This is a genomic window from Microbacterium allomyrinae (assembly GCF_020682705.1).
Taxonomy (GTDB): Bacteria; Actinomycetota; Actinomycetes; order Actinomycetales; family Microbacteriaceae; genus Microbacterium; species Microbacterium allomyrinae.
On the sequence record NZ_JAGTTN010000002.1, the window covers coordinates 116070 to 136571 of the forward strand.

19 protein-coding genes are annotated in these 20502 nt (G+C 67.9%); 17 read left to right on the plus strand and 2 right to left on the minus strand.

All coding sequences use genetic code 11. The features are described 5' to 3' along the window. The first annotated feature begins 18 nt into the window (after positions 1-18). The 5 genes from KEC57_RS06855 (at position 19) to KEC57_RS06875 (ending at position 6656) form a co-directional block, all read left to right on the plus strand. Positions 19-1446, plus strand: coding sequence for a UDP-N-acetylmuramoyl-tripeptide--D-alanyl-D-alanine ligase (locus KEC57_RS06855; RefSeq protein ID WP_229383831.1), 1428 nt, complete (start codon positions 19-21; stop codon positions 1444-1446). Beyond that, the gene (gene mraY, locus KEC57_RS06860) at positions 1443-2555 is read left to right on the plus strand and encodes a phospho-N-acetylmuramoyl-pentapeptide-transferase (RefSeq protein WP_229383832.1); all 1113 of its coding nucleotides are present in this window, start codon (positions 1443-1445) and stop codon (positions 2553-2555) included. Before KEC57_RS06855 ends, mraY begins: the two co-directional genes overlap by 4 nt. Next, the gene (gene murD, locus KEC57_RS06865) at positions 2552-4102 is read left to right on the plus strand and encodes a UDP-N-acetylmuramoyl-L-alanine--D-glutamate ligase (RefSeq protein WP_229383833.1); all 1551 of its coding nucleotides are present in this window, start codon (positions 2552-2554) and stop codon (positions 4100-4102) included. The genes mraY and murD overlap by 4 nt, the downstream gene beginning before the upstream one ends. After that, positions 4056-5342, plus strand: coding sequence for a putative lipid II flippase FtsW (gene ftsW, locus KEC57_RS06870; RefSeq protein WP_372456977.1), 1287 nt, complete (start codon positions 4056-4058; stop codon positions 5340-5342). The genes murD and ftsW overlap by 47 nt, the downstream gene beginning before the upstream one ends. 225 nt (positions 5343-5567) lie before the next feature. Next, positions 5568-6656, plus strand: a complete 1089-nt coding sequence (locus KEC57_RS06875) for a UDP-N-acetylglucosamine--N-acetylmuramyl-(pentapeptide) pyrophosphoryl-undecaprenol N-acetylglucosamine transferase (RefSeq protein WP_229383834.1) — start codon at positions 5568-5570, stop codon at positions 6654-6656. 12 nt (positions 6657-6668) lie between these two features. On the opposite strand, the gene KEC57_RS06880 is transcribed toward KEC57_RS06875, so the two are convergent. Then, positions 6669-7064: a GntR family transcriptional regulator gene (locus tag KEC57_RS06880; RefSeq protein WP_229383835.1), complete on the minus strand. Its 396-nt coding sequence runs from the start codon at positions 7062-7064 to the stop codon at positions 6669-6671. Positions 7065-7171: 107 nt separating this feature from the next. Between KEC57_RS06880 and murC the strand changes: the two genes are divergently transcribed. From murC to KEC57_RS06925, 9 genes are all read left to right on the plus strand, one after another. Further along, positions 7172-8596: a UDP-N-acetylmuramate--L-alanine ligase gene (gene murC / locus KEC57_RS06885; protein WP_229383836.1), complete on the plus strand. Its 1425-nt coding sequence runs from the start codon at positions 7172-7174 to the stop codon at positions 8594-8596. A gap of 6 nt (positions 8597-8602) precedes the next feature. Beyond that, complete coding sequence (locus KEC57_RS06890) at positions 8603-9673, plus strand: FtsQ-type POTRA domain-containing protein (protein ID WP_229383837.1); 1071 nt, start codon at positions 8603-8605, stop codon at positions 9671-9673. A 187-nt stretch (positions 9674-9860) separates the two neighbouring features. Next, a complete protein-coding gene (ftsZ, locus tag KEC57_RS06895; protein WP_229383838.1) occupies positions 9861-11018 on the plus strand; it encodes a cell division protein FtsZ in 1158 nt (385 codons plus the stop codon). 24 nt (positions 11019-11042) lie between these two features. Then, on the plus strand, positions 11043-11729 hold the full coding sequence (locus KEC57_RS06900) for a YggS family pyridoxal phosphate-dependent enzyme (RefSeq protein ID WP_229383839.1): 687 nt from the start codon (positions 11043-11045) through the stop codon (positions 11727-11729). A gap of 32 nt (positions 11730-11761) precedes the next feature. Next, on the plus strand, positions 11762-12223 hold the full coding sequence (locus KEC57_RS06905; RefSeq protein ID WP_229384400.1) for a cell division protein SepF: 462 nt from the start codon (positions 11762-11764) through the stop codon (positions 12221-12223). A gap of 9 nt (positions 12224-12232) precedes the next feature. Next, positions 12233-12532 (plus strand): YggT family protein, encoded by a 300-nt coding sequence (locus KEC57_RS06910; protein WP_229383840.1) that lies wholly within the window; start codon positions 12233-12235, stop codon positions 12530-12532. 135 nt (positions 12533-12667) lie between these two features. Continuing rightward, entirely contained in the window at positions 12668-13240 is a 573-nt protein-coding gene (locus KEC57_RS06915; protein WP_229383841.1) for a DivIVA domain-containing protein, read from the plus strand. A 9-nt stretch (positions 13241-13249) separates the two neighbouring features. Then, positions 13250-13885, plus strand: coding sequence for a signal peptidase II (lspA, locus tag KEC57_RS06920; protein ID WP_229383842.1), 636 nt, complete (start codon positions 13250-13252; stop codon positions 13883-13885). A gap of 5 nt (positions 13886-13890) precedes the next feature. Next, positions 13891-14811, plus strand: a complete 921-nt coding sequence (locus KEC57_RS06925; protein WP_229383843.1) for an RluA family pseudouridine synthase — start codon at positions 13891-13893, stop codon at positions 14809-14811. A gap of 12 nt (positions 14812-14823) precedes the next feature. On the opposite strand, the gene KEC57_RS06930 is transcribed toward KEC57_RS06925, so the two are convergent. After that, positions 14824-15300 (minus strand): NUDIX hydrolase, encoded by a 477-nt coding sequence (locus tag KEC57_RS06930; protein ID WP_229383844.1) that lies wholly within the window; start codon positions 15298-15300, stop codon positions 14824-14826. 127 nt (positions 15301-15427) lie between these two features. Here KEC57_RS06930 and KEC57_RS06935 point away from each other — a divergent pair, with 127 nt between their 5' ends. The 3 genes from KEC57_RS06935 to dnaE all read left to right on the plus strand — a co-directional run bounded on the left by KEC57_RS06935 (position 15428) and on the right by dnaE (position 20434). Then, positions 15428-16000, plus strand: a complete 573-nt coding sequence (locus KEC57_RS06935; RefSeq protein WP_229383845.1) for a GNAT family N-acetyltransferase — start codon at positions 15428-15430, stop codon at positions 15998-16000. A 96-nt stretch (positions 16001-16096) separates the two neighbouring features. Next, complete coding sequence (locus KEC57_RS06940) at positions 16097-16516, plus strand: DinB family protein (protein ID WP_229383846.1); 420 nt, start codon at positions 16097-16099, stop codon at positions 16514-16516. A gap of 447 nt (positions 16517-16963) precedes the next feature. Then, complete coding sequence (gene dnaE, locus KEC57_RS06945) at positions 16964-20434, plus strand: DNA polymerase III subunit alpha (RefSeq protein WP_229384401.1); 3471 nt, start codon at positions 16964-16966, stop codon at positions 20432-20434. The last annotated feature ends 68 nt before the right edge of the window (positions 20435-20502 follow it).

The window sequence follows — 20502 nt, forward strand, 5'->3', positions numbered from 1 at the left end:
CGACCCGGCCGGAGAATCATGATCGCGCTCACCATCGCCCAGATCGCCCACGCCGTCGCAGGCGAGGTGCACCTCGCCCGCGCCGACACGCTCGAGACCGCCGTCTCGGGCGCCGTCGACACCGACTCGCGCCTCATCGAAGCCGGAGGCATCTTCGTCGCGAAGCCCGGAGCCGACACCGACGGTCACCGATTCGTCGACGCCGCGGTGGCGAACGGCGCCGCGGTCGCTATCGTCGAGCACGTCGTCGAGACGGCGCCGGAGGCGGCGGTCACCCAGATCGTCGTACCGAGTGCCGTCGCTGCGCTCGCAGACCTCGCCCGCGCGGTGGTCACGCGGGTGAAGGCGGCCGAAGAGCTGCGAGTCGTCGCGATCACGGGCTCGAACGGCAAGACCACGACGAAGAACCTGCTCGCGCGCATCCTCGAGGGCGAGGGCGAGACCGTCGCCCCGAAGGCGTCCTTCAACAACGAGGTCGGTGCACCCCTGACGATGCTTCGCGTCACCGAGGACACGCGCTTCCTGGTCAGTGAGCTCGGCGCGAGTGCACCCGGCGAGATCGCCCGGCTGGCGGGACTCATCGATCCCGATGTGGCCGTCGTCCTCATGGTCGGCATGGCCCACGCGGGCGGGTTCGGCGGCATCGAGGCGACATTCCAGGCCAAGTCCGAGCTGGTCCGCGCGCTGCGCGCGCGCGGCGTCGCCATCCTCAACGCCGACGATGCCCGCGTCGCGGCCATGGCGCCGCTCGCCGCCGAGCGTGAGGCGTCGGTGCGATGGTTCGGTCGTGGGCCCGCAGCGACCGATGTGCGCGCCGACGACGTCGTGGTGACGGCATCCGGAACCTCGTTCGTCGTCACCGCCGACGGCGTCTCGCTCGCGCTCCGCCTCAAGGTGCTCGGCGAGCACCATGTCATGAACGCCCTTGCGGCGGTCGCCGCCGCCACCGCGCTCGGCGTGAGCCTCGCCGACGCCGTCGCGCGGCTGGAGACGGTCGAGATCGCGGAGCGCTGGCGCATGCAGCCATTGGGCTCGGATCGCATCCGCATCATCAACGACGCCTACAACGCCAGCCCCGATTCGATGGCCGCAGCGCTTCGCACCCTCGCGCAGATCACGGGACCGGGGGAGCGCACCGTCGCCGTCCTCGGCGCCATGAGCGAGCTCGGGGAATACGCCGAAGAGGAGCACGACCGCATCGGCCTGCTCGCGGTGCGACTGGGCATCCAGCGCATCGTGGTGATCGGTCCCGACGCGCGCCGCATGTTCCTCGAGGCCGTCGCGCAAGGGTCGTGGGACAACGAGGCGGTGTTCTTCGCGACCGCCGACGAGGCGTTCGTCTATCTCCAGAGCGAGCTGCGCGACGGCGACCGCGTGCTGGTCAAGTCCTCGAACTCTGCGGGGCTGCGGTTCCTGGGCGATCGTCTGGGAGAATCGTTCTCGTGAGATCTCTCCTGACCGCGGCGGCGATCTCGCTGGCCTTCACGCTCTTCCTCACCCCCGTGTTCCTGCGGCTGTTCCGCAAGTGGGGCTGGGGTCAGGTGATCCGCACGCCCGAGGACATCCGCAACCCCAACCATCAGACCAAGCGCGGCACGCCCACGATGGGCGGGACGATCTTCATCGTCGGCACGATCGTCGGCTATCTCGTCGGCGCCTACACCGGCAACAACCCGCCGACGATCTCGGGCCTGCTCGTGATCTGGATGATGGTCGGGTTCGGCGCGGTCGGGTTCATCGACGACTACATGAAGGTGCGCCAGCAGAAGTTCATGGGACTCAGCGGCTGGCGCAAGATCGTCGGCCAGATCGTGGTGACGGTTCCCTTCGGCGTCGTGGCCCTGACCATGCCCAACAGCTACGGCCAGACACCTGCGTCGCCGTTCGTCTCGGTGTTCCGTGACGTTCCCGCGTTGTCGTTCATGGCTCTCGGTCTCATCATCGGCTGGATCCTCTACCTCGCGTGGGTCTCGTTCATCGGCGTCGCCTTCTCCAACAGCGTCAACGTCAGCGACGGGCTCGACGGGCTGGCGGCGGGCGCCGGAATCTTCGTCACCGGCGCCTACAGCCTCATCGCCTTCTGGCAGTTCAACCAGGCCTGCTGGGGAGGCGAGGTGCTCTCGGCGTCCGCCCAGGCAGCCTGCTACCCGACCCGCGACCCGTTCGACCTCGCGATCGTGTCGGCGTCGTTCGTCGGCGCCCTGGTCGGTTTCCTCTGGTGGAACGCCCCGAAGGCGAAGGTCTTCATGGGCGACGTCGGATCCATGGCGATCGGCGGCGTGATCGCCGCGATGGCGATCCTCACCCGCACCGAGCTGCTGGCCGTTCTCGTGGCCGGCGTGTTCATCATCGGCCCCGGCTCGGTCATCCTGCAGCGGCTGTACTTCAAGCTCACGCGCGGCAAGCGGCTCTTCCTCATGAGCCCGTTCCACCACCACCTCGAGATGCGCGGCTGGTCCGAAGTCACGATCGTCGTGCGCATGTGGATCATCGCCGGACTCCTCGCCGTCTCGGGCGTCGGCTTCTTCTACGTCGAATGGCTCTCTCGCACATGACATCGCCTCGCCTCGCCGCGCTCACCAGCTGGAACGCCGACTGGAAGGGTCTGCGGGTCGCGGTGCTCGGCCTCTCGGTCACCGGATTCTCGGTCGCCGACACCCTCGCGGAGCTCGGCGCCGATGTGCTCGTGGTCACCGAGAAGGCCGACGAGGAGTACGCACGCCTGCTGCCGATCATCGGTGCACGCCTGTGGGCCGGACCGCTCGACGCGGTGCCGCAGACGCTCGTCGACTTCGCCCCCGAGGTCGTGGTCGCCTCGCCCGGCTTCTCGCCGCGGCATCCGATCGTCGAGTGGGCGCAACGCAGCGGCATCGCACTGTGGGGGGATGTCGAACTCGCCTGGCGGGTGCGCGACAAGGTGGTGCGCGCGGACGGCACACCGGCCGACTGGATCCTCATCACCGGAACCAACGGCAAGACCACCACGACCCGCCTCGCGGCCACCATGCTCGTCGCGGGGGGTCTGCGCGCCGCGCCCGTCGGCAACATCGGCACGCCTGTGCTGGACGCCGTGCGGGATCCATCGGGCTTCGACGCGCTCGTCGTGGAGCTCTCGAGCCACCAGCTCTGGTACCTCGGGCTGCAAACCGGCGCCGACCCCGTCTCGCCGCACGCCGCAGTGTGCCTCAACCTGGCCGACGACCACCTCGAGTGGCACGGCTCGTTCGAGGCCTATCGCGACGCGAAGGCGCACGTCTACGACAACACGCGCGCCGCCTGCGTCTACAACAAGGCGGATGCCGCGACCCGGCAGATGGTCGAGGACGCCGATGTCGTCGAAGGCGCGCGTGCCATCGGCTTCGACCTCGGCATTCCGGGGCCGAGCGATCTGGGCGTCGTGGACGGCATCCTGGTGGATCGTGCGTTCCTGGACGACCGCCACACCAGCGCCCTCGAGTTGACGACCGTGGACGAGTTGACAGAGCTCGGCCTCTCGGCACCGCACATCGCCGCGAACATCCTCGCCGCTGCCGCGCTCGCGCGCTCCCTCGGCGTCGCGCCCGAGGCGATCCGCGATGCGCTGAGAGACTTCCGCCTCGACCCGCACCGCATCGAGGTCATCGCCCGGCATCGGGGCATCACGTGGGTCGACGACTCCAAAGCCACCAACCCGCACGCCGCCGCCTCGTCTCTCACGGCGTATCCCGGCGCCGTGTGGATCGTCGGCGGATTGCTGAAGGGCGTCGACATCTCCGAGCTGATCGCCGGCCGAGGCTCGCGCGTCAAGGCCGCCATCGTCATCGGCATCGAGCGGGACGCCGTCCTCGCGGCGTTCTCACGACACGCGCCCGCGGTGCCCGTGTTCGAGGTCGACGACGTCGAGACTGAAGAGGTCATGACGCGGGTCGTCGAACTGGCGGCGGGGGTGGCGCGTGACGGGGACGTGGTTCTGCTCGCCCCCGCGTCGGCATCCTTCGACCAGTTCACGTCCTACGCCGACCGCGGCCACAGGTTCGCCGCAGCCGTGAGAGACCGGATCGGAACGGGGGTCGAGGGTGAGCACGACACAGCCGCGGATCCGTCCGATACCGATCTCTCCTGAGCCGGAACAGTCCGGCAGGCGCGGGCTCGCCGCGCGTGTATCGCTCGGCAGGGTCTTCGCGCCGGTGCCGAGCGAGTTCCTCCTGATCGCGTCGACGACGCTCCTGCTGACCGTGTTCGGTCTCGTGATGGTGCTCTCGGCCACCTCGGCGACCGCCTCTGCACGAGGTGAGGCGCCGTGGGACATCGCACTCAGGCAGGTCGTGTTCGCGGTGATCGGCATCCCGCTCATGCTCATCGCCAGTCGCCTGCCGGTGTCGTTCTGGAAGAGGATCGCGTGGCCCGCGCTCATCTTCGGCGTCGTGTTCCAGCTGCTGGTGTTCACACCCCTCGGGTACTCCAACGACGGAAACCGCAACTGGATCATGATCGCGGGCTTCCAGGCGCAGCCGTCGGAGTTCCTCAAGCTCGGGCTCGCGCTGTGGGTCGCGTACGTGCTGTTTCGCAAGCAGACGCTGCTCACCAAGTGGCAGCACGTGTTCATCCCGCTCGTCCCGGTGGCGATGCTGGCCATCGGGACGGTGCTTGCCGGTGAGGACCTCGGCACAGCGATGATCCTCGTCCTCATCGTGCTCGGGGCGCTCTTCTTCTCCGGTGTGCGCCTGCGGATCTTCGTCCTTCCGGCGATCGGGGCTGCCGCGGCGGTGGCGTTCCTCGCGGTGACCAGCCCCGACCGCATGCGCCGGTTCATGAGCTTCCTGAATCCCAACTGCCTCGCCGATTATCTGAACGACTGCTACCAACCGCTGCACGGCATCTGGGGCCTCGCGAGCGGCGGAATCTTCGGGCTCGGGCTCGGCAACTCCCGCGAGAAGTACGATTGGCTCCCCGCGGCCGCGAACGACTACATCTTCGCGATCGTCGGCGAAGAGCTGGGCCTCATCGGCTGCGCCGTCGTGCTGACCCTCTTCGCGCTCTTCGCCGTCGGCGCCTTCCACGTGATCCGAAAGACCGACGACCCGTTCGTGCGCATCGCTGCCGGCGGCATCACGGTGTGGATCGTCGGCCAGGCGCTCATCAACATCGGCGTCGTGCTGCGGGTCTTCCCCGTGCTCGGGGTGCCGCTGCCATTCATGTCGCAGGGTGGCACGTCGCTCGTGTCGGTGCTGCTGGCCTCGGGGGTCCTGCTCGCATTCGCGCGCTCGCTCCCGGCATCCGTCGCGAAGCGCGAGGCGGCGATCCAGCAGGCGCGCACGGCTCGCCAGCGCCGCGAGGCGCGCGCCGCCCGCGCATCCCGCTGAGCGGGCCGGTCGCGGACAACGCGCCCGACCCTCGCGCATGATTCGGATTGGCGTCGCATCATCCTTGGGAATGCGCCCCGGGGCGCATTCTTCACGTTGGGGCGTGATTCGCCCGTCCCGACGTGAAGAACGTGCCCCGGGGCGGCGCCGTTCCTGGTCGACCGCAGCCGGGTGCCTCGCATGCACCCGCATTACGCCGCTCTTGTGCATGGAAGAATCGTTCGGATGACGACGTACCTTCTTGCCGGCGGTGGCACCGCCGGCCACGTCAATCCGCTCCTGGCGGTCGCAGACGCGCTGCGTGCACGCGATCCCGAAACCGACGTGCTCGTGCTCGGCACCCGTGAAGGTCTCGAAGCCCGGCTCGTGCCCGAGCGGGGCTACGAACTCCTGTTCGTCGACAAGGTTCCCTTCCCGCGGCGCCCCGATCGCGCAGCCGTCGCCTTCCCGGCGCGTTTTCGGCGCGCCATCGCCCAGGTTCGAGACCACATCGCCGCACGAGAGGTCGACGTGGTCGTCGGCTTCGGCGGGTATGCCTCCGCTCCCGCCTACCTCGCCGCGCGGCGCGCGCACGTGCCGTTCGTCGTCCACGAGGCCAACGCCAAGCCGGGCCTGGCCAACGTGCTGGGAGCTCGTCGGGCGAACGGGGTGGGTGTCGCATTCGCCGGCACACCGCTCAAGCGTTCGCGCGTGGTGGGGATGCCCCTGCGCCGTGAGATCGTCACCCTCGACCGCACTGCGCTGCGCGCCGAGGCGGCCGACCACTTCGGTCTCGACGCCGCGCGACCCGTCCTGCTCGTCTTCGGCGGCTCGCTGGGGGCGCAGCGCCTCAATGAGGCGTTCGGCGAGGGGTACGGCGCCGCCTGGCGCGACGTGCTCGATGCGGGCTGGCAGCTGCTGCATGTGACGGGGGAGCGCTCTGAACTCGTCGATCCGGGTGCGGCAGGCTACTCGGTGCGTCGATACGTCGATCGCATGGATCTCGCATTCGCGCTCGCCGACTTCATCGTCGCGCGGTCGGGCGCCGCGACCGTGAGTGAGATCAGCGCCCTCGGCATCCCTGCGATCTACGTCCCGTATGCCGTCGGCAACGGCGAGCAGGCGCTGAACGCCGCGTCCGCGGTGGCGTCGGGGGCGGCGATTCTCATCGCGGATGCCGATTTCACGGGTGACCGCGTGCGCGCCGATATCGTGCCGCTCCTTGCCGACGAAGCGCGCCGCACGGCGATGACGGCGGCTGCGGCATCCGTCGGCACCCGCACGGGTACCGAGAACGTCGTCGCGATGATCGACGAGGCTCTCTCGGAGGCCTGACCGGCGCCCGGCTCAGGGCGCCGTGCGCGGCGACTCTGCGCCCCGCAGAGCCGCCGCGACCAACGCGAGCGCCTCGTCGGTGTCGAGGCGCAACGCCCGAATCTGCTCGGCGTACGCGATCGCGGCGCGCTGTGCCTGCTGATGCGCGGGGTCTCCGTGCGTCGAGACGAACGTGCCGTTGCGTCCGCGGGTCTCGATGATCCCGGATGCCTCGAGCTCGCGATACGCCCGCGCGACGGTGCCCGCAGCGACGCCGAGGTCCTCGGCCAGACGACGGACGGTCGGAAGTCGCTCGCCGGCTGTGAGCGCGCCCGACGAGACGGCGTCGACCAGGCCCGCGCGCACCTGCTCGAACGGGGGAAGGGGTGAGGACGGATCGACGACGATCGCGCGGGGGAGGTCTGACATGGATCGAACGTGGCACGCTCGATCCATCGTGTCAACACAAAGCGCACCGGCGGCGCCCAGCGCGCCGGGGGTCCGGGCATCCGTACCCAACTTAGGATTGGACGGTCATGATCAGACCCGACCTCAGCCTTCCCATTCCCGAGAACATCGAAGCCGCCCATTTCATCGGGATCGGCGGCTCCGGCATGTCCGGGCTCGCTCGCATGTTCCTGGAGCGCGGCATCCGCGTATCGGGATCAGACCGCGCCGACAGTGCGGCGCTGCGCGAGCTCGCTGATCTGGGGGCGACGGTGCATGTCGGCCATGACGCGGCGAATCTCGCCGCCGACGTCGACACCGTGGTCCACACGGGGGCGATCTGGCCCGAGAATCCCGAGTTCCTGCTCGCCAAGGAGCGCGGGCTGCACGTCATCCACCGCTCGCAGGCCCTGCACTGGTTCATCGGCGGCCACAGGCTCGTCTCGGTCGCCGGTGCACACGGCAAGACGACGTCGACCGGAATGATCGTCACCGCCCTGCGCGACCTCGGCGTCGAGCCGACCTTCGTCAACGGCGGAGTGATCGCCCAGCTCGGTGTCTCGAGCGGCAGCGGTGCCGACGAGCTGTTCGTGATCGAAGCCGACGAGTCCGACGGCACCTTTCTGCTCTACGACACCTCGATCGCGCTCGTCACGAACGTCGACCCCGACCACCTCGATCACTGGGGCTCGCGCGAGGCCTTCTACGCGGCGTTCGCCCAGTTCGCGAATGAGGCACGCGAGGCGGTCGTCATCTCCTCCGACGATCCGGGCGCCCGCATCGTGACCGCCCAGCTCGCGCATGCGAACGTCATCACGTTCGGCGAAGCATCCGATGCCGTCGTCCGCGTCGGTGACATCGTCACCGACGGCCCGGTCGCGTTCTCGGTCACCCATGACGGGATCACCGTCGACGCACGGCTCCCGATCCCCGGTGCGCACAACGCGATCAACGCCGCCGGTGCCGTTGCGGTGCTGCTCACCCTCGGGCACTCGCTCGAGCCTGCCGTACGTGCCGTCGAGGGCTTCGCGGGAACGGTCCGCCGCTTCGAACTGCACGGGGTCGAACGCGGTGTCAGCGTCTTCGACGATTACGCGCACCACCCGACCGAGGTCGCCGCGGCTCTCGCCGCCGCCCGCACGGTGATCGGCGACGGCAGGATCATCGCCATTCAGCAGCCGCACACCTACTCGCGGACGCAAGAGATGTACCGCGAGTTCGCGGAGGTGCTCGAGCGGTATGCCGACCACACCGTCATGCTCGATGTCTACGGCGCCCGTGAAGACCCGGTTCCCGGCGTCACGGGCGAGCTCGTCAGCGGCGCGTTCGCCGATCCTTCGCACGTGCATTTCGTGGCGGACTGGCAGCAGGCCGCGGACTACACCGCGACGGTCGCCCGCGACGGCGACTATGTCATCACGCTCGGCTGCGGCAACGTCTACCAGATCATCCCGCAGGTGCTCGATGCCCTCGGGCGCACGCGGGCGGGCGCAGCTCCCGGCTCGGCGGAGTAGGCGCCGATGCGCCGCCCGTCGCCGCTGCCGGAACCGCCCAGCGCACCGCCCGGCGCGCAGCAGACCGCGCCGCCCTCGCGGCGCGCGCCCCGCTCCTCCGACGCCGCGCGCGCTGCGGACCAGAAGCCGGGCGACGCGACGGCGAGTGGCACGACGGATGCTGCGCCTCGCGCTCCGATCGGAGGTGCAGGCCTCACCCCTGACGAGTACGCGACGACGCCTCTCGCGCCTCTCGCCGCTCCGGAGCCGCTGCCGCTTCCTGAAGCGGAGCCGGCCCCCGGAATGACCGGGGATGCCGATGCGGAAGCGCCCGATGTCGGATTCCGCGAGGTGTTCAGGGCCGCTCGTGCCCGGCGTAAGGCGCTGCGCGCCGAGATCCGCCGCTTCACCGTGCGCCAGCGGCGCCGGCGCGCGCTGTGGATCGGAATCACGGCATCTGTTCTGGTGCTCGCGCTCGCGACGATCGGTGCCGCCTACAGCCCTCTTTTCGCCGTCGAGCGGATCGTCGTCGTCGGTGCTGTCCAGCTCGACGCCGCCGAGGTCGCAGACGCACTGTCGGAGCAGATCGGCACGCCGCTGCCTCTCGTCGACGAGAGCGCCGTCAAGGCGGAACTGGTGGCGTTCCCGCTCGTCGAGTCCTACACGCTCGAGGCTCGCCCGCCGCACGACCTGGTCGTGCGGATCGTCGAGCGCACCCCGATCGGCCTCATCGAGACCCGCGCCGGGTACACCCTCGTCGATGCGGCAGGCGTCGCCCTCTCGACGACGGCCGAACCCGGCGCCGGAGTACCCGTGCTGACGATCACGGGTGGCGTCGACTCCGACGCATTCGAGGCTGCCGGCCAGGTCATGCGTTCGCTTCCCGATGAGATCCGGGCGCAGGTCACTGCCGTATCCGCCTCGACGCCGGATGACGTCACGCTCACGCTCGGCGGCACGAACACGCAGGTCGTGTGGGGGAGCGCCGAGGACTCGGCCAGGAAGGCGATGGTGCTCCAGAAGGCGATGGATGCGCGCCCGCCGGCCGATGTCGTCAGCTACGACGTCTCCTCGCCGCAGGCCATCGTCGTCCGCTGACGCCTCTGCGGCGGCGCTGAGTCGCCTCGGGCAGGCAATTCTGTGCGGGATGTCGCGACACGCCCGTGTCGCTCCGCGCGCGGGAGCGGCATCCGCATACTTTCAACTCAGGAATTGCATACCGGGCAATTCTTTATACCTCTACTAGAGGTTGAAGGTTTACAGGTCCAGGGCTACGGAGGCCGGCATGAGCCAGAACCAGAACTACCTCGCCGTCATCAAGGTGGTCGGCGTGGGCGGCGGCGGCGTGAACGCCGTCAACCGCATGATCGATCTCGGCCTGCGTGGCGTCGAGTTCATCGCCATCAACACCGACGCCCAGGCGCTGCTCATGAGCGACGCCGACGTCAAGCTCGACGTGGGCCGCGAGCTCACCCGCGGACTCGGCGCAGGAGCCGACCCCGAGGTCGGCAGGCGCGCCGCCGAGGACCACGCCGAGGAGATCGAAGAGGCCCTGCGCGGCGCCGACATGGTCTTCGTCACCGCGGGCGAGGGCGGCGGCACGGGCACCGGTGGTGCCCCCGTGGTCGCCAAGATCGCGAAGTCGATCGGTGCGCTCACCATCGGCGTGGTGACGAAGCCCTTCTCCTTCGAGGGGCGCCGTCGTCAGCAGCAGGCCGAGACCGGTGTGGCCAAGCTGAAGGAAGAGGTCGACACCCTCATCGTGGTGCCGAACGACCGTCTTCTCGAGATCAGCGATCGCGGCATCTCGATGATCGAGGCCTTCGCGACCGCCGACCAGGTGCTCCTCGCGGGTGTGCAGGGCATCACCGACCTCATCACGACGCCCGGTCTCATCAACCTCGACTTCGCCGATGTCAAGTCGGTCATGCAGGGCGCCGGTTCGGCGCTCATGGGGATCGGCTCGGCCCGCGGCGCGGATCGCGCCATCAAGGCCGCCGAGCTCGCCGTCGAATCGCCACTGCTGGAAGCCTCGATCGAGGGCGCGCACGGCGTGCTGCTGTCGATCCAGGGCGGGTCGAACCTCGGCATCTTCGAGATCAACGACGCCGCGCAGCTGGTGAAGGAGGCCGCGCACCCCGAGGCCAACATCATCTTCGGCACGGTCATCGACGACACGCTCGGCGACGAGGTCCGCGTCACGGTCATCGCGGCCGGCTTCGACGGCGGAGAGCCCCAGACGCGCATCGAGCCGATCACGGCTTCGCGTGTCGTGACGGCTTCGGCGCCCGCGCTCCCGGTCACGTCGGCCGACGACGCGGCCAAGGACCGCGACGTCGTGGAGACGCCCGTCCCAGTCTCGGTCGGCGCAGCCGTGCCGGACTCGTCGTATGACTCCGCATTCGGCGACGACGACCTCGACATTCCCGACTTCCTGAAGTAACTCTTCGACAGGCTCAAGAACCGCATGGAGGATCTCTCCGTCCGCCTCGCGACGGTCGACGACGCGATAGCGGGTGCCGCGCGCGCGGCGGGCAGGGATCCGTCCGAACTCACGCGCATCGTCGTCACGAAGTTCCACCCCGCCGCACTCGTCCGAGAACTGTATGCACTCGGCGTGCGCGACGTGGGGGAGAACAGGCAGCAGGAGTTCAGCACCAAGGCCGACGAGGTCGCCGACCTCGACGGCCTCCGCTGGCACTTCATCGGGCAGATCCAAACCAACAAGGCGCGAGCGGTGAGGGCCGCGGGGACCGTCGTGCACTCACTCGACCGCACGCGCCTCGCCGACGCGCTGCACGCCGCCGCCGAACCCGGTGACTCGGTACTCGACGTACTGCTGCAGGTGAACCTCACCGACGATCCCGGCCGGGGCGGCATCGCCCCGGCCGACCTCGAATCGCTCGCCGCGCACGCGCACGCGCTGGCGTCGTTGCGAGTGCGGGGAGTGATGGCGGTCGCGCCTCTGGAGGAACCGGCCGCCGACGCGTTCGAGCGGCTGCAGGGCTACTCCGAAACGGTCCGCTCGGTCGTGGTGGACGCGGTCTGGATCTCGGCGGGCATGACCGCCGACTATGTCGAAGCGATCGCATGCGGCGCGACACACCTGCGGATCGGCTCGGCAATCACGGGCCCCCGCCCCGAACGCGGTTAACCTCGGAACAGATGAGCACTACGGAGGATGCGATGTCGAACCCGCTCAAGAAGACCATGGTTTACCTGGGCCTCGCCGATGAGGAAGAGATCTATGAAGAGCCGACGCCCCAGCCGCGCGGTCGCAAGACCGATGCGGTCGTCGAGAGGGCGGCGCCCGTGACGCCGATCCACCGTCCTGCCGTCGTGCGCCAGCCGGTACCGCAGGCGATCAGCGAGATCCTGACCGTCCACCCCAAGCAGTACCGTGACGCGCAGGTCATCGCAGAGAACTTCCGGGACGGCATCCCGGTCATCATCAACCTCTCGCAGATGAGCGACGCCGATGCGCGCCGACTCATCGATTTCGCGAGCGGGCTGTCGCTCGGCCTCTATGGCCGCATCGAGCGCGTGACGAGCAAGGTCTTCCTGCTCTCGCCCGAGAACGTCGCCGTTTCGGGCGACGGCGCGGTCGCGCAGGCGGATCCGGACTCGGTTCCGTTCTCGCAGCCGTAATCTGACTACGTGGCTGTCGTCCAACTCATCGCATCGATCCTCAATCTCGCGCTGCTCCTTTATGTCTTCGTGTTGCTCGCGCGGCTGATCATCGACTGGATCCCGTTCTTCAACCGCGAATGGCGCCCACGCGGCGCCGGTCTCGTCGCGGCAGAACTCGTCTACACCGTCACGGATCCGCCGATCAGGCTGTTCCGGCGCTTCATCCCACCATTGCGAGTCGGAGCGATCGCGATCGACTTCGGCTTCGCGCTGACGATGCTGCTCTGCTTCATCCTGCTCAGCGTCACCCGCGCGATCGCCGGTTGACCGATCCTGCCGACTGCGGCATGGTCGTCTTCGACACGCTCGGATGCCGCGGCTATGCTTGCCTGAGGCGGTCGGCCTCAGCCGGTCGGCCACCGACATCGGCCAGCGACCAGACCGCTCGAAAGAGGAATCACCATGGCATTGACCCCCGATGACGTCGTCACCAAGCAGTTCCAGCACGTCCGCTTCAAGGAGGGGTTCGATCCCGACGAGGTCGACGACTTCCTCGACGAGATCGTGGTGGAGTGGCGAAAGACGATCGCGGAGAACGATGAGCTGAAGGCCAAGCTCGCGGCGTACGAGTCGAGTTCCTCGACTCCTGCTGCAGAGCCCGCCGCCGCCGCTCCGGCAGCCGTGGCTGAGGCGCCTCTCGCGAGCGGTCCCGCCGCCAGCGCGGGCATCATCGAACTCGCCCAGCGCCTGCACGACGAGCACGTCGCCGAAGGCATCGCCCAGCGCGACCAGCTCGTCTCCGATGCAAAGGCGCAGGCTGCCTCCATCGTCTCCGAGGCCGAGACCCGTGGCCGCGAAGAGCTCGCGAAGCTCGACCGCGAGCGCACGACGCTCGAGAGCCGCATCTCCGAGCTCCGCACGTTCGAGCGCGACTATCGCGCTCAGCTGCGCAGCTACATCGAGGGCAAGCTGCGTGACCTCGAGACCACGACGACGACCTCTGGCGCCCAGCCGGTCTCGGCGCTCGGTCTCTAAGCCGAGCCTTTGACAGCCCGACCTCCCCTTCGTCAGGCGGCGGCCGGCACCATCATCGCGATCCTCGCGGCGCTGGTGCTGGCCGCCGACCAGTTGGCGAAGCATTTCGCTCTCGAGAATCTGCCCTACCAAGAGCCGGTTCACGTCATCGGCGACTTTCTGATCTTCTACCTGACGCGCAATCCTGGTGCCGCTTTCTCGCTCGGCGAGGAGGTCACGTGGATCTTCACCATCGCGCTGGCCGCGGTCGCGATCACGATCGTGTGGCTGGCGGCGACACGAGTGAAGTCACGCCTGTGGGCTGTGGGTCTCGGCCTCCTCCTCGGCGGTGTGCTCGGCAACCTCACCGATCGACTGCTGCGCGAACCGGGCTTCGCGATCGGCCACGTCGTCGACTTCATCAACACACCCTGGATGATGCCGGCGATCTACAACGTCGCCGACATCTTCATCGTGTCGATGATGATCGGCGTCGCGCTCCTGGTTCTCGTCGGACTCCGTCTCGACGGCACACGCGAGCAGCGCGCTGCGACGACGACCGAGGAGACCGCCGGCGAGGACTCCGACGTCGCGACTCCGGGCGCGATCGAGCCCGACGCCGACTCGACGACGGATGCCGCGGCATCCGATTCCCCAAAGGACTGACCGACGTGGAATCACGCAGCCTTCCGGTGCCGGACGGGCTCGACGGCACGCGGGTCGATGCAGCTCTCGCGAAGATGCTCGGCTTCTCACGCACATTCGCCGCGGACGTCGCCGAGGCCGGGGGAGTCGTGATGGACGGGCGCACGCTCGCCAAGTCCGACAAGCTGCGCGGCGGCTCGTGGCTCGACGTGACGTGGGCTCCGAAAGAGGAGCCGCGGATCATTCCCGTCGAGGTTCCCGACCTCGGCATCGTCTTCGACGACGATGACATCGTCGTGGTGGACAAGCCCTCGGGAGTCGCGGCCCACCCCTCGATCGGCTGGGAGGGTCCGACCGTGCTCGGCGCCCTCGCCGCAGGCGGGTACCGCATCGCGACGACCGGCGCTGCCGAAAGGCAGGGCGTCGTACACCGCCTCGATGTCGGCACGAGCGGCCTGATGGTCGTCGCCAAGACCGAGAGCGCCTACACCGCACTCAAGCGCGCCTTCAAGGAGCGCGAAGTCGAGAAGATCTATCACGCTGTGGTGCAGGGGCATCCCGACCCGCTGGCCGGCACGATCGACGCGCCGATCGGCCGCCATCAGACCCACTCATGGAAGTTCGCCGTCACACCCGATGGCAAGGACTCCGTCACCCACTACGAGACGCTCGAGGCATTTCCCGGTGCGTCGCTGCTCGAGATCCACCTCGAGACGGGGAGAACGCACCAGATCCGCGTGCATATGGCCGCACACCGGCATCCCTGCATCGGCGACCCCCTCTATGGGGCCGACCCGACGATGTCGGCCCGGCTCGGCCTCACGCGGCAGTGGCTGCACGCACACGAACTCTCGTTCGCGCACCCGGCGACGGGGGACTGGGTCACCTTCGGATCGCCGTATCCCGCCGATCTCCAGTACGCTCTCGACGCTCTGCGCGACGACTGACGCAGATCCGCGTCAGCGGCCGCCCTCGAACCGCGCGACGTCGTCTTCACCGATCGCGAGCGCGATCCGGCGGCGCATGTCGGAGTGCTCGAGGGACGGAAGTGCATCGAGGTCGTACCACCCGACCTCGGTCATCTCACCGTCTGCGGGGTACGGGTCGCCCGACACCCACGCGCAGCGGAACACGAGGTCGAGGTAGTCCACCTGGTCGCCGTGGCCGTAGACCACGCGCGGGAGCTGGTGCACCCAGGCCAGGCGCTCGACGCGGCATACGACACCGGCCTCTTCGAGGGTCTCGCGCACGGCCGCGTCGGCGGGCTCCTCGCCGGGGTCGACGATGCCGGTGATCGGCGTGAGTGCGCCGTTGTCGCTGCGGCGCCCGAGCAGTACCTTCTCATCGCGGAAGACCACGGCGGTCACACCGACGAGGGGCAGCGGGTCGGTGCCGATCTTGCGGCGCAGGTCCAAAACGAAGTCAGGGGTGGCCATGTTCCTCACCCTAAGCCGCTGAGGTGCTGTCGAAAGTGCACGAACCGCGCTCGCGGAGCGGACCTCGTCGCAGTTCGTGCACTCTCGGCGGGTTGTCGATGTCGGATGCCGAGAGCAGAGTGTTCGCATGGCGATCCAGGTGCGGCCGGCAACCGTGTTCGACGACGTCGCGGCGGTCGTCGGGCCCAAGAACCCCGGGTCGAACGTGTGCTTCTGCCTGAGCTACCGCATTTCGAGCAAGGAGAACCTCGCGCTGCGCGGTCCTGAGCGCTCAGAGCGCGTGCGCCGGCTGATTGCGGAGGAGGGGCCGATCGGAGTCCTCGCCTACGACGGCGATGACGTGGTGGGCTGGGCCGCCGTGGCACCCCGCTCCCGTACCCATTTCGCGACGTTCCGCAAGATTCCACACGTCGATGAGCTGGACGTGTGGTCGCTGTGGTGCTTCCGGGTGCGACCCGGCCATCGCAAGCAGGGAATCATGCACTCGCTCATCGACGGAGCCGTCGCCTTCGCGAAGGACAGCGGCGCCCCGGCGGTCGAGGGCTACCCCGTCGACAACGGCGAGTCGAGGGTGGACCTCACGATGGCGTACGTCGGCACGCGTCGTCTCTTCGAGAAGGCCGGGTTCGCCAAAGCGGCAGACACGGAATCGGTGCTCTCCGGGTTCCCTCGCGTGCTCATGCGGCGGGACCTGAGCTGAGCTCGACCATCGCGCCGTAGCTGCGGCATGTGCTGATGTCGGTGATCGCCCCTAGCGTGAGACTCGTGAAGGACCTCCTGCGTCGCCGTCTCACCCGTGCCAAACGCCCTGTACCTCGACTTCGTCGATGCGCTCACCGCCGAGCACCTGGGCTCGCGACTCCCCGGCCTGCCGTCCGACACCGTCGGGCATCAGCTGTGGTGCGTTCTCGGCGCCCGCGAGAGCTACCCGCCTGCCGCCCGCGCGGGCGAATGGCAGGGCTTCACGAGCCCGGTCACGGCGGCGCAGACCACGCATCCCGCGGTCCTGCGCACGGCGCTCGTTCAGACCGCGGCTGACGTCGACGAGTGGGTCGCGGGCATCGACGCCGAAGACGAGGCGTCCTTCTCCTATGTCCTTTCGCTGCTCGAGCACGAGACTCAGCATCAGGGGCAGCTCATCCGCTTTCTCTACGGCCTGCGGATCGCTCGGCCGCAGTCCTGGCAGCAGCAGTACGCCCTCGACGAGGACTTCTGAGAAAACGTGAACCACGTGCGCAGCATCCGGCAATACCTGATGTGAGTACAGACAGCGAGATCATCCGCCGGTCCCTCGACGCGCCCTCCGTGTTCGCGGAGCTGTTCGGGCGGCACGCGCGAGTGGTCGGCGCGTTCGCCGCGCGGCGGGTGGGATCGGAAGCCGCCGAGGACGTGAGTGTGCCGGACGGCGGCGCGCCGGTGTACGGAATCGGAAGTTCTCGCCGGCACGCCGGGGCGCGGCATCCGGGACCGGCGTGTCGCCGAAGCCCTCCGATTCTGTGCACCAGCACAGGGGAACTTTCGATCTCTGGTTGAAGGTGAAGTGACATCACGGTGCAATCCGATGGCGGCGCGCGAGCCCGGCCGGAGCGTCGGTGGGCGTCCGTAGACTCGATCCGTGGCATCCGACTCTTTCGTTCACCTGCACGTGCACAGCGAGTACTCGATGCTCGACGGTGCTGCCCGCATCGGGCCGATGGTGCAAGAGGCCGTGCGTCTGGGCATGCCCGCGATCGCGGTGACCGACCACGGCAACACGTTCGCCGCGTTCGAGTTCTACAAGACCGCGAAGGACGCGGGCATCAAGCCGATCATCGGCATCGAGGCGTACGTCACTCCCGGCACGCACCGCAGCGACAAGGCGCGCGTGCGATGGGGCACACCCGAGCAGAGCAACGACGACGTGTCGGGCGCCGGTGCGTACACGCACATGACGCTGCTCTCCCACTCCACGCAGGGCATGCACAACCTGTTCCGGCTCTCGTCTCTGGCGAGCATGGAGGGGTATTACTTCAAGCCCCGCATGGACCGCGAGCTGCTGCAGAAGTACTCGAAGGGACTCATCGCGACGACCGGATGCCCCTCCGGAGAGGTGCAGACACGCCTGCGTCTCGGGCAGTACGACGCGGCCCGCGCGGCGGCGGCGGAGTTCCAGGACATCTTCGGCAAGGAGAACTACTTCGCCGAGATCATGGACCACGGTCTGTCGATCGAGCGGCGCGTGATGACCGACCTGCTGCGCATCTCGAAAGACCTCGACATCCCGTTGGTCGGCACGAACGACCTGCACTACACGCACCAGCACGACGCCACAAGCCATGCCGCACTGCTTTGCGTGCAATCGGGCTCCACCCTCGATGACCCGAAGCGGTTCAAGTTCGATGGCGACGGCTACTACGTCAAGTCTGCTGCCGAGATGCGCCAGGTCTTCCGAGACCACCCCGAGGCCTGCGACAACACGCTGCTGATCGCCGAGCGGTGCGAGATCGAGTTCAACACGAGCGCGAACTACATGCCGCGCTTCCCGGTGCCCCAGGGCGAGACCGAGGACTCCTGGTTCGTCAAGGAGGTCGAGCAGGGTCTGCACGTGCGGTACCCGGCCGGCATTCCGGATGCCGTGCGCACGCAGGCAGAGTACGAGACCGGCGTCATCCTGCAGATGGGCTTCCCGGGCTACTTCCTCGTCGTCGCCGACTTCATCAACTGGGCCAAGAAGAACGGCATCCGTGTCGGGCCGGGTCGTGGCTCCGGTGCCGGGTCGATGGCTGCCTATGCGATGGGCATCACCGATCTCGATCCGCTCCAGCACGGCCTCATCTTCGAGCGGTTCCTCAACCCCGACCGTGTCTCGATGCCCGACTTCGACGTCGACTTCGACGACCGTCGTCGTGGCGAGGTGATCCAGTACGTCACAGAGAAGTACGGCGACGAGCGCGTCGCGCAGATCGTCACCTACGGCACGATCAAGGCCAAGCAGGCGCTGAAGGATGCCGGTCGCGTGCTCGGATTCCCCTTCAGCATGGGGGAGAAGCTCACCAAGGCGATGCCTCCCGCCGTCATGGGCAAGGACATGCCGCTGGAGGGCATGTTCGACAAGAACCACGCGCGCTACAAAGAGGCGTCCGAGTTCCGCCTGCTGATCGAGACGGATCCCGAGGCCAAGACGGTCTTCGACACCGCGGTGGGCCTGGAGAACCTCAAGCGGCAGTGGGGCGTGCACGCTGCCGGTGTGATCATGTCGAGCGATCCGCTCATCGACATCATCCCGATCATGAAGCGCGAGCAGGACGGCCAGATCGTCACGCAGTTCGACTACCCGTCGTGCGAGTCGCTCGGTCTGATCAAGATGGACTTCCTGGGGCTTCGCAACCTCACGATCATCAACGACGCGCTCGACAACATCACCGCGAACCGCGGCACCGACCTGGTTCTGGAAGACCTCACGCTCGACGACGCAGCGTCTTACGAACTGCTCTCCCGCGGTGACACGCTGGGCGTCTTCCAGTTGGACGGCGGACCGATGCGTTCCCTTCTGCGACTGCTGAAACCTGACAACTTCGAAGACATCTCCGCCGTCATCGCCCTCTACCGACCAGGGCCCATGGGCGCCAACTCGCACATCAACTACGCGTTGCGCAAGAACGGCCAGCAGGACATCACGCCCATCCACGAAGAGTTCAAGGAGTCGCTCTCCGAGATCCTCGACACGAGCTACGGCCTCATCATCTACCAGGAGCAGGTGATGGCGATCGCGCAGAAGGTCGCCGGGTTCAGCCTCGGCCAGGCCGACATTCTCCGACGTGCGATGGGAAAGAAGAAGAAGTCCGAACTCGACAAGCAGTTCGAGGGCTTCCAGGCGGGCATGCATGCCAACGGCTACTCCGATGACGCGGTGCAGAAGCTGTGGGAGATCCTGCTGCCCTTCTCGGACTACGCGTTCAACAAGGCTCACTCCGCCGCCTACGGACTCGTGTCGTACTGGACGGCCTACCTCAAGGCGCACTATCCCGCCGAGTACATGGCCGCGCTGCTCACCAGCGTCGGCGACTCGAAAGACAAGATGGCGGTGTACCTCAACGAGTGCCGTCGCATGGGCATCAAGGTGCTCCCGCCCGACGTCGGCGCATCGATCCGGTACTTCGCCGCCGTCGGTGAAGACATCCGCTTCGGTCTGGGCGCCGTGCGCAACGTCGGCGCGAATGTCGTTGACGGCATCGTCGCGTCGCGGGCAGGGGAGCGCTTCTCGAGCTTCCACGACTTCCTCGCCAAGGTGCCGGTGCACGTGGCGAACAAGCGCACCGTGGAATCGCTGATCAAGGCCGGTGCCTTCGACTCGCTCGGGTCGACCAGGCGCGCGCTCATGGAGATCCACGAGGATGCGGCCGAGGCGGCCGTCGAGGTGAAGCGCAAGGCCGCGACCGGCGCGATCGGATTCGATTTCGACAGCCTCTACGACGAGGTCGACGAAGTGGCTCCCGCCAAGGTGCCGGAACGACCGGAGTGGACGAAGAAGGACAAGCTCGCCTTCGAGCGGGAGATGCTCGGGCTGTACGTGTCCGATCACCCGTTGGCCGGGCTGGAGATCCCGCTTGCGAAGCACGCGTCGACGAGCATCCACGACCTCCTCGCATCCGAGGACATCAACGACGGCGATCAGGTCACCGTCGCCGGCCTCGTCACCAGCGTGCAGCATCGCGTCGCCAAGCAGAGCGGCAATCCGTACGGCATGATCACCGTCGAGGACTTCGACGGCGAGGTCACCGTCATGTTCATGGGCAAGACGTACACCGAGTTCCAGTCCATGCTCGTGGCCGACTCGATCTTGGTCGTCCGCGGCCGCGTCTCACGGCGCGACGACGGACTGAACCTGCACGGTCAGACCGCGTTCAGCCCCGATCTCGGGGCGATGGACGAATCGGGGAGCCTGGTGCTCGTCATGCCCGAACGGCGGGCGAACGAGATGCTCGTCGGAGAGCTTCTGCGAATGCTCGAGCGCCACAGGGGAGACACCGAGGTGACCGTGAAGCTGCACAGCGGTAACGTCGCGAAGGTCTTCGAAGTGCCGCACCCGGTGCGCATCACCCCGGATCTGTATGGCGAATTGAAGGGTCTGCTCGGCCCGCAGTGCCTCGGATAGAGACCTTTGCGTGGATGTCGCGGCGCGACATCGGATCTCATCGGCGTCTCATGCGCCGTGGGTAGTAT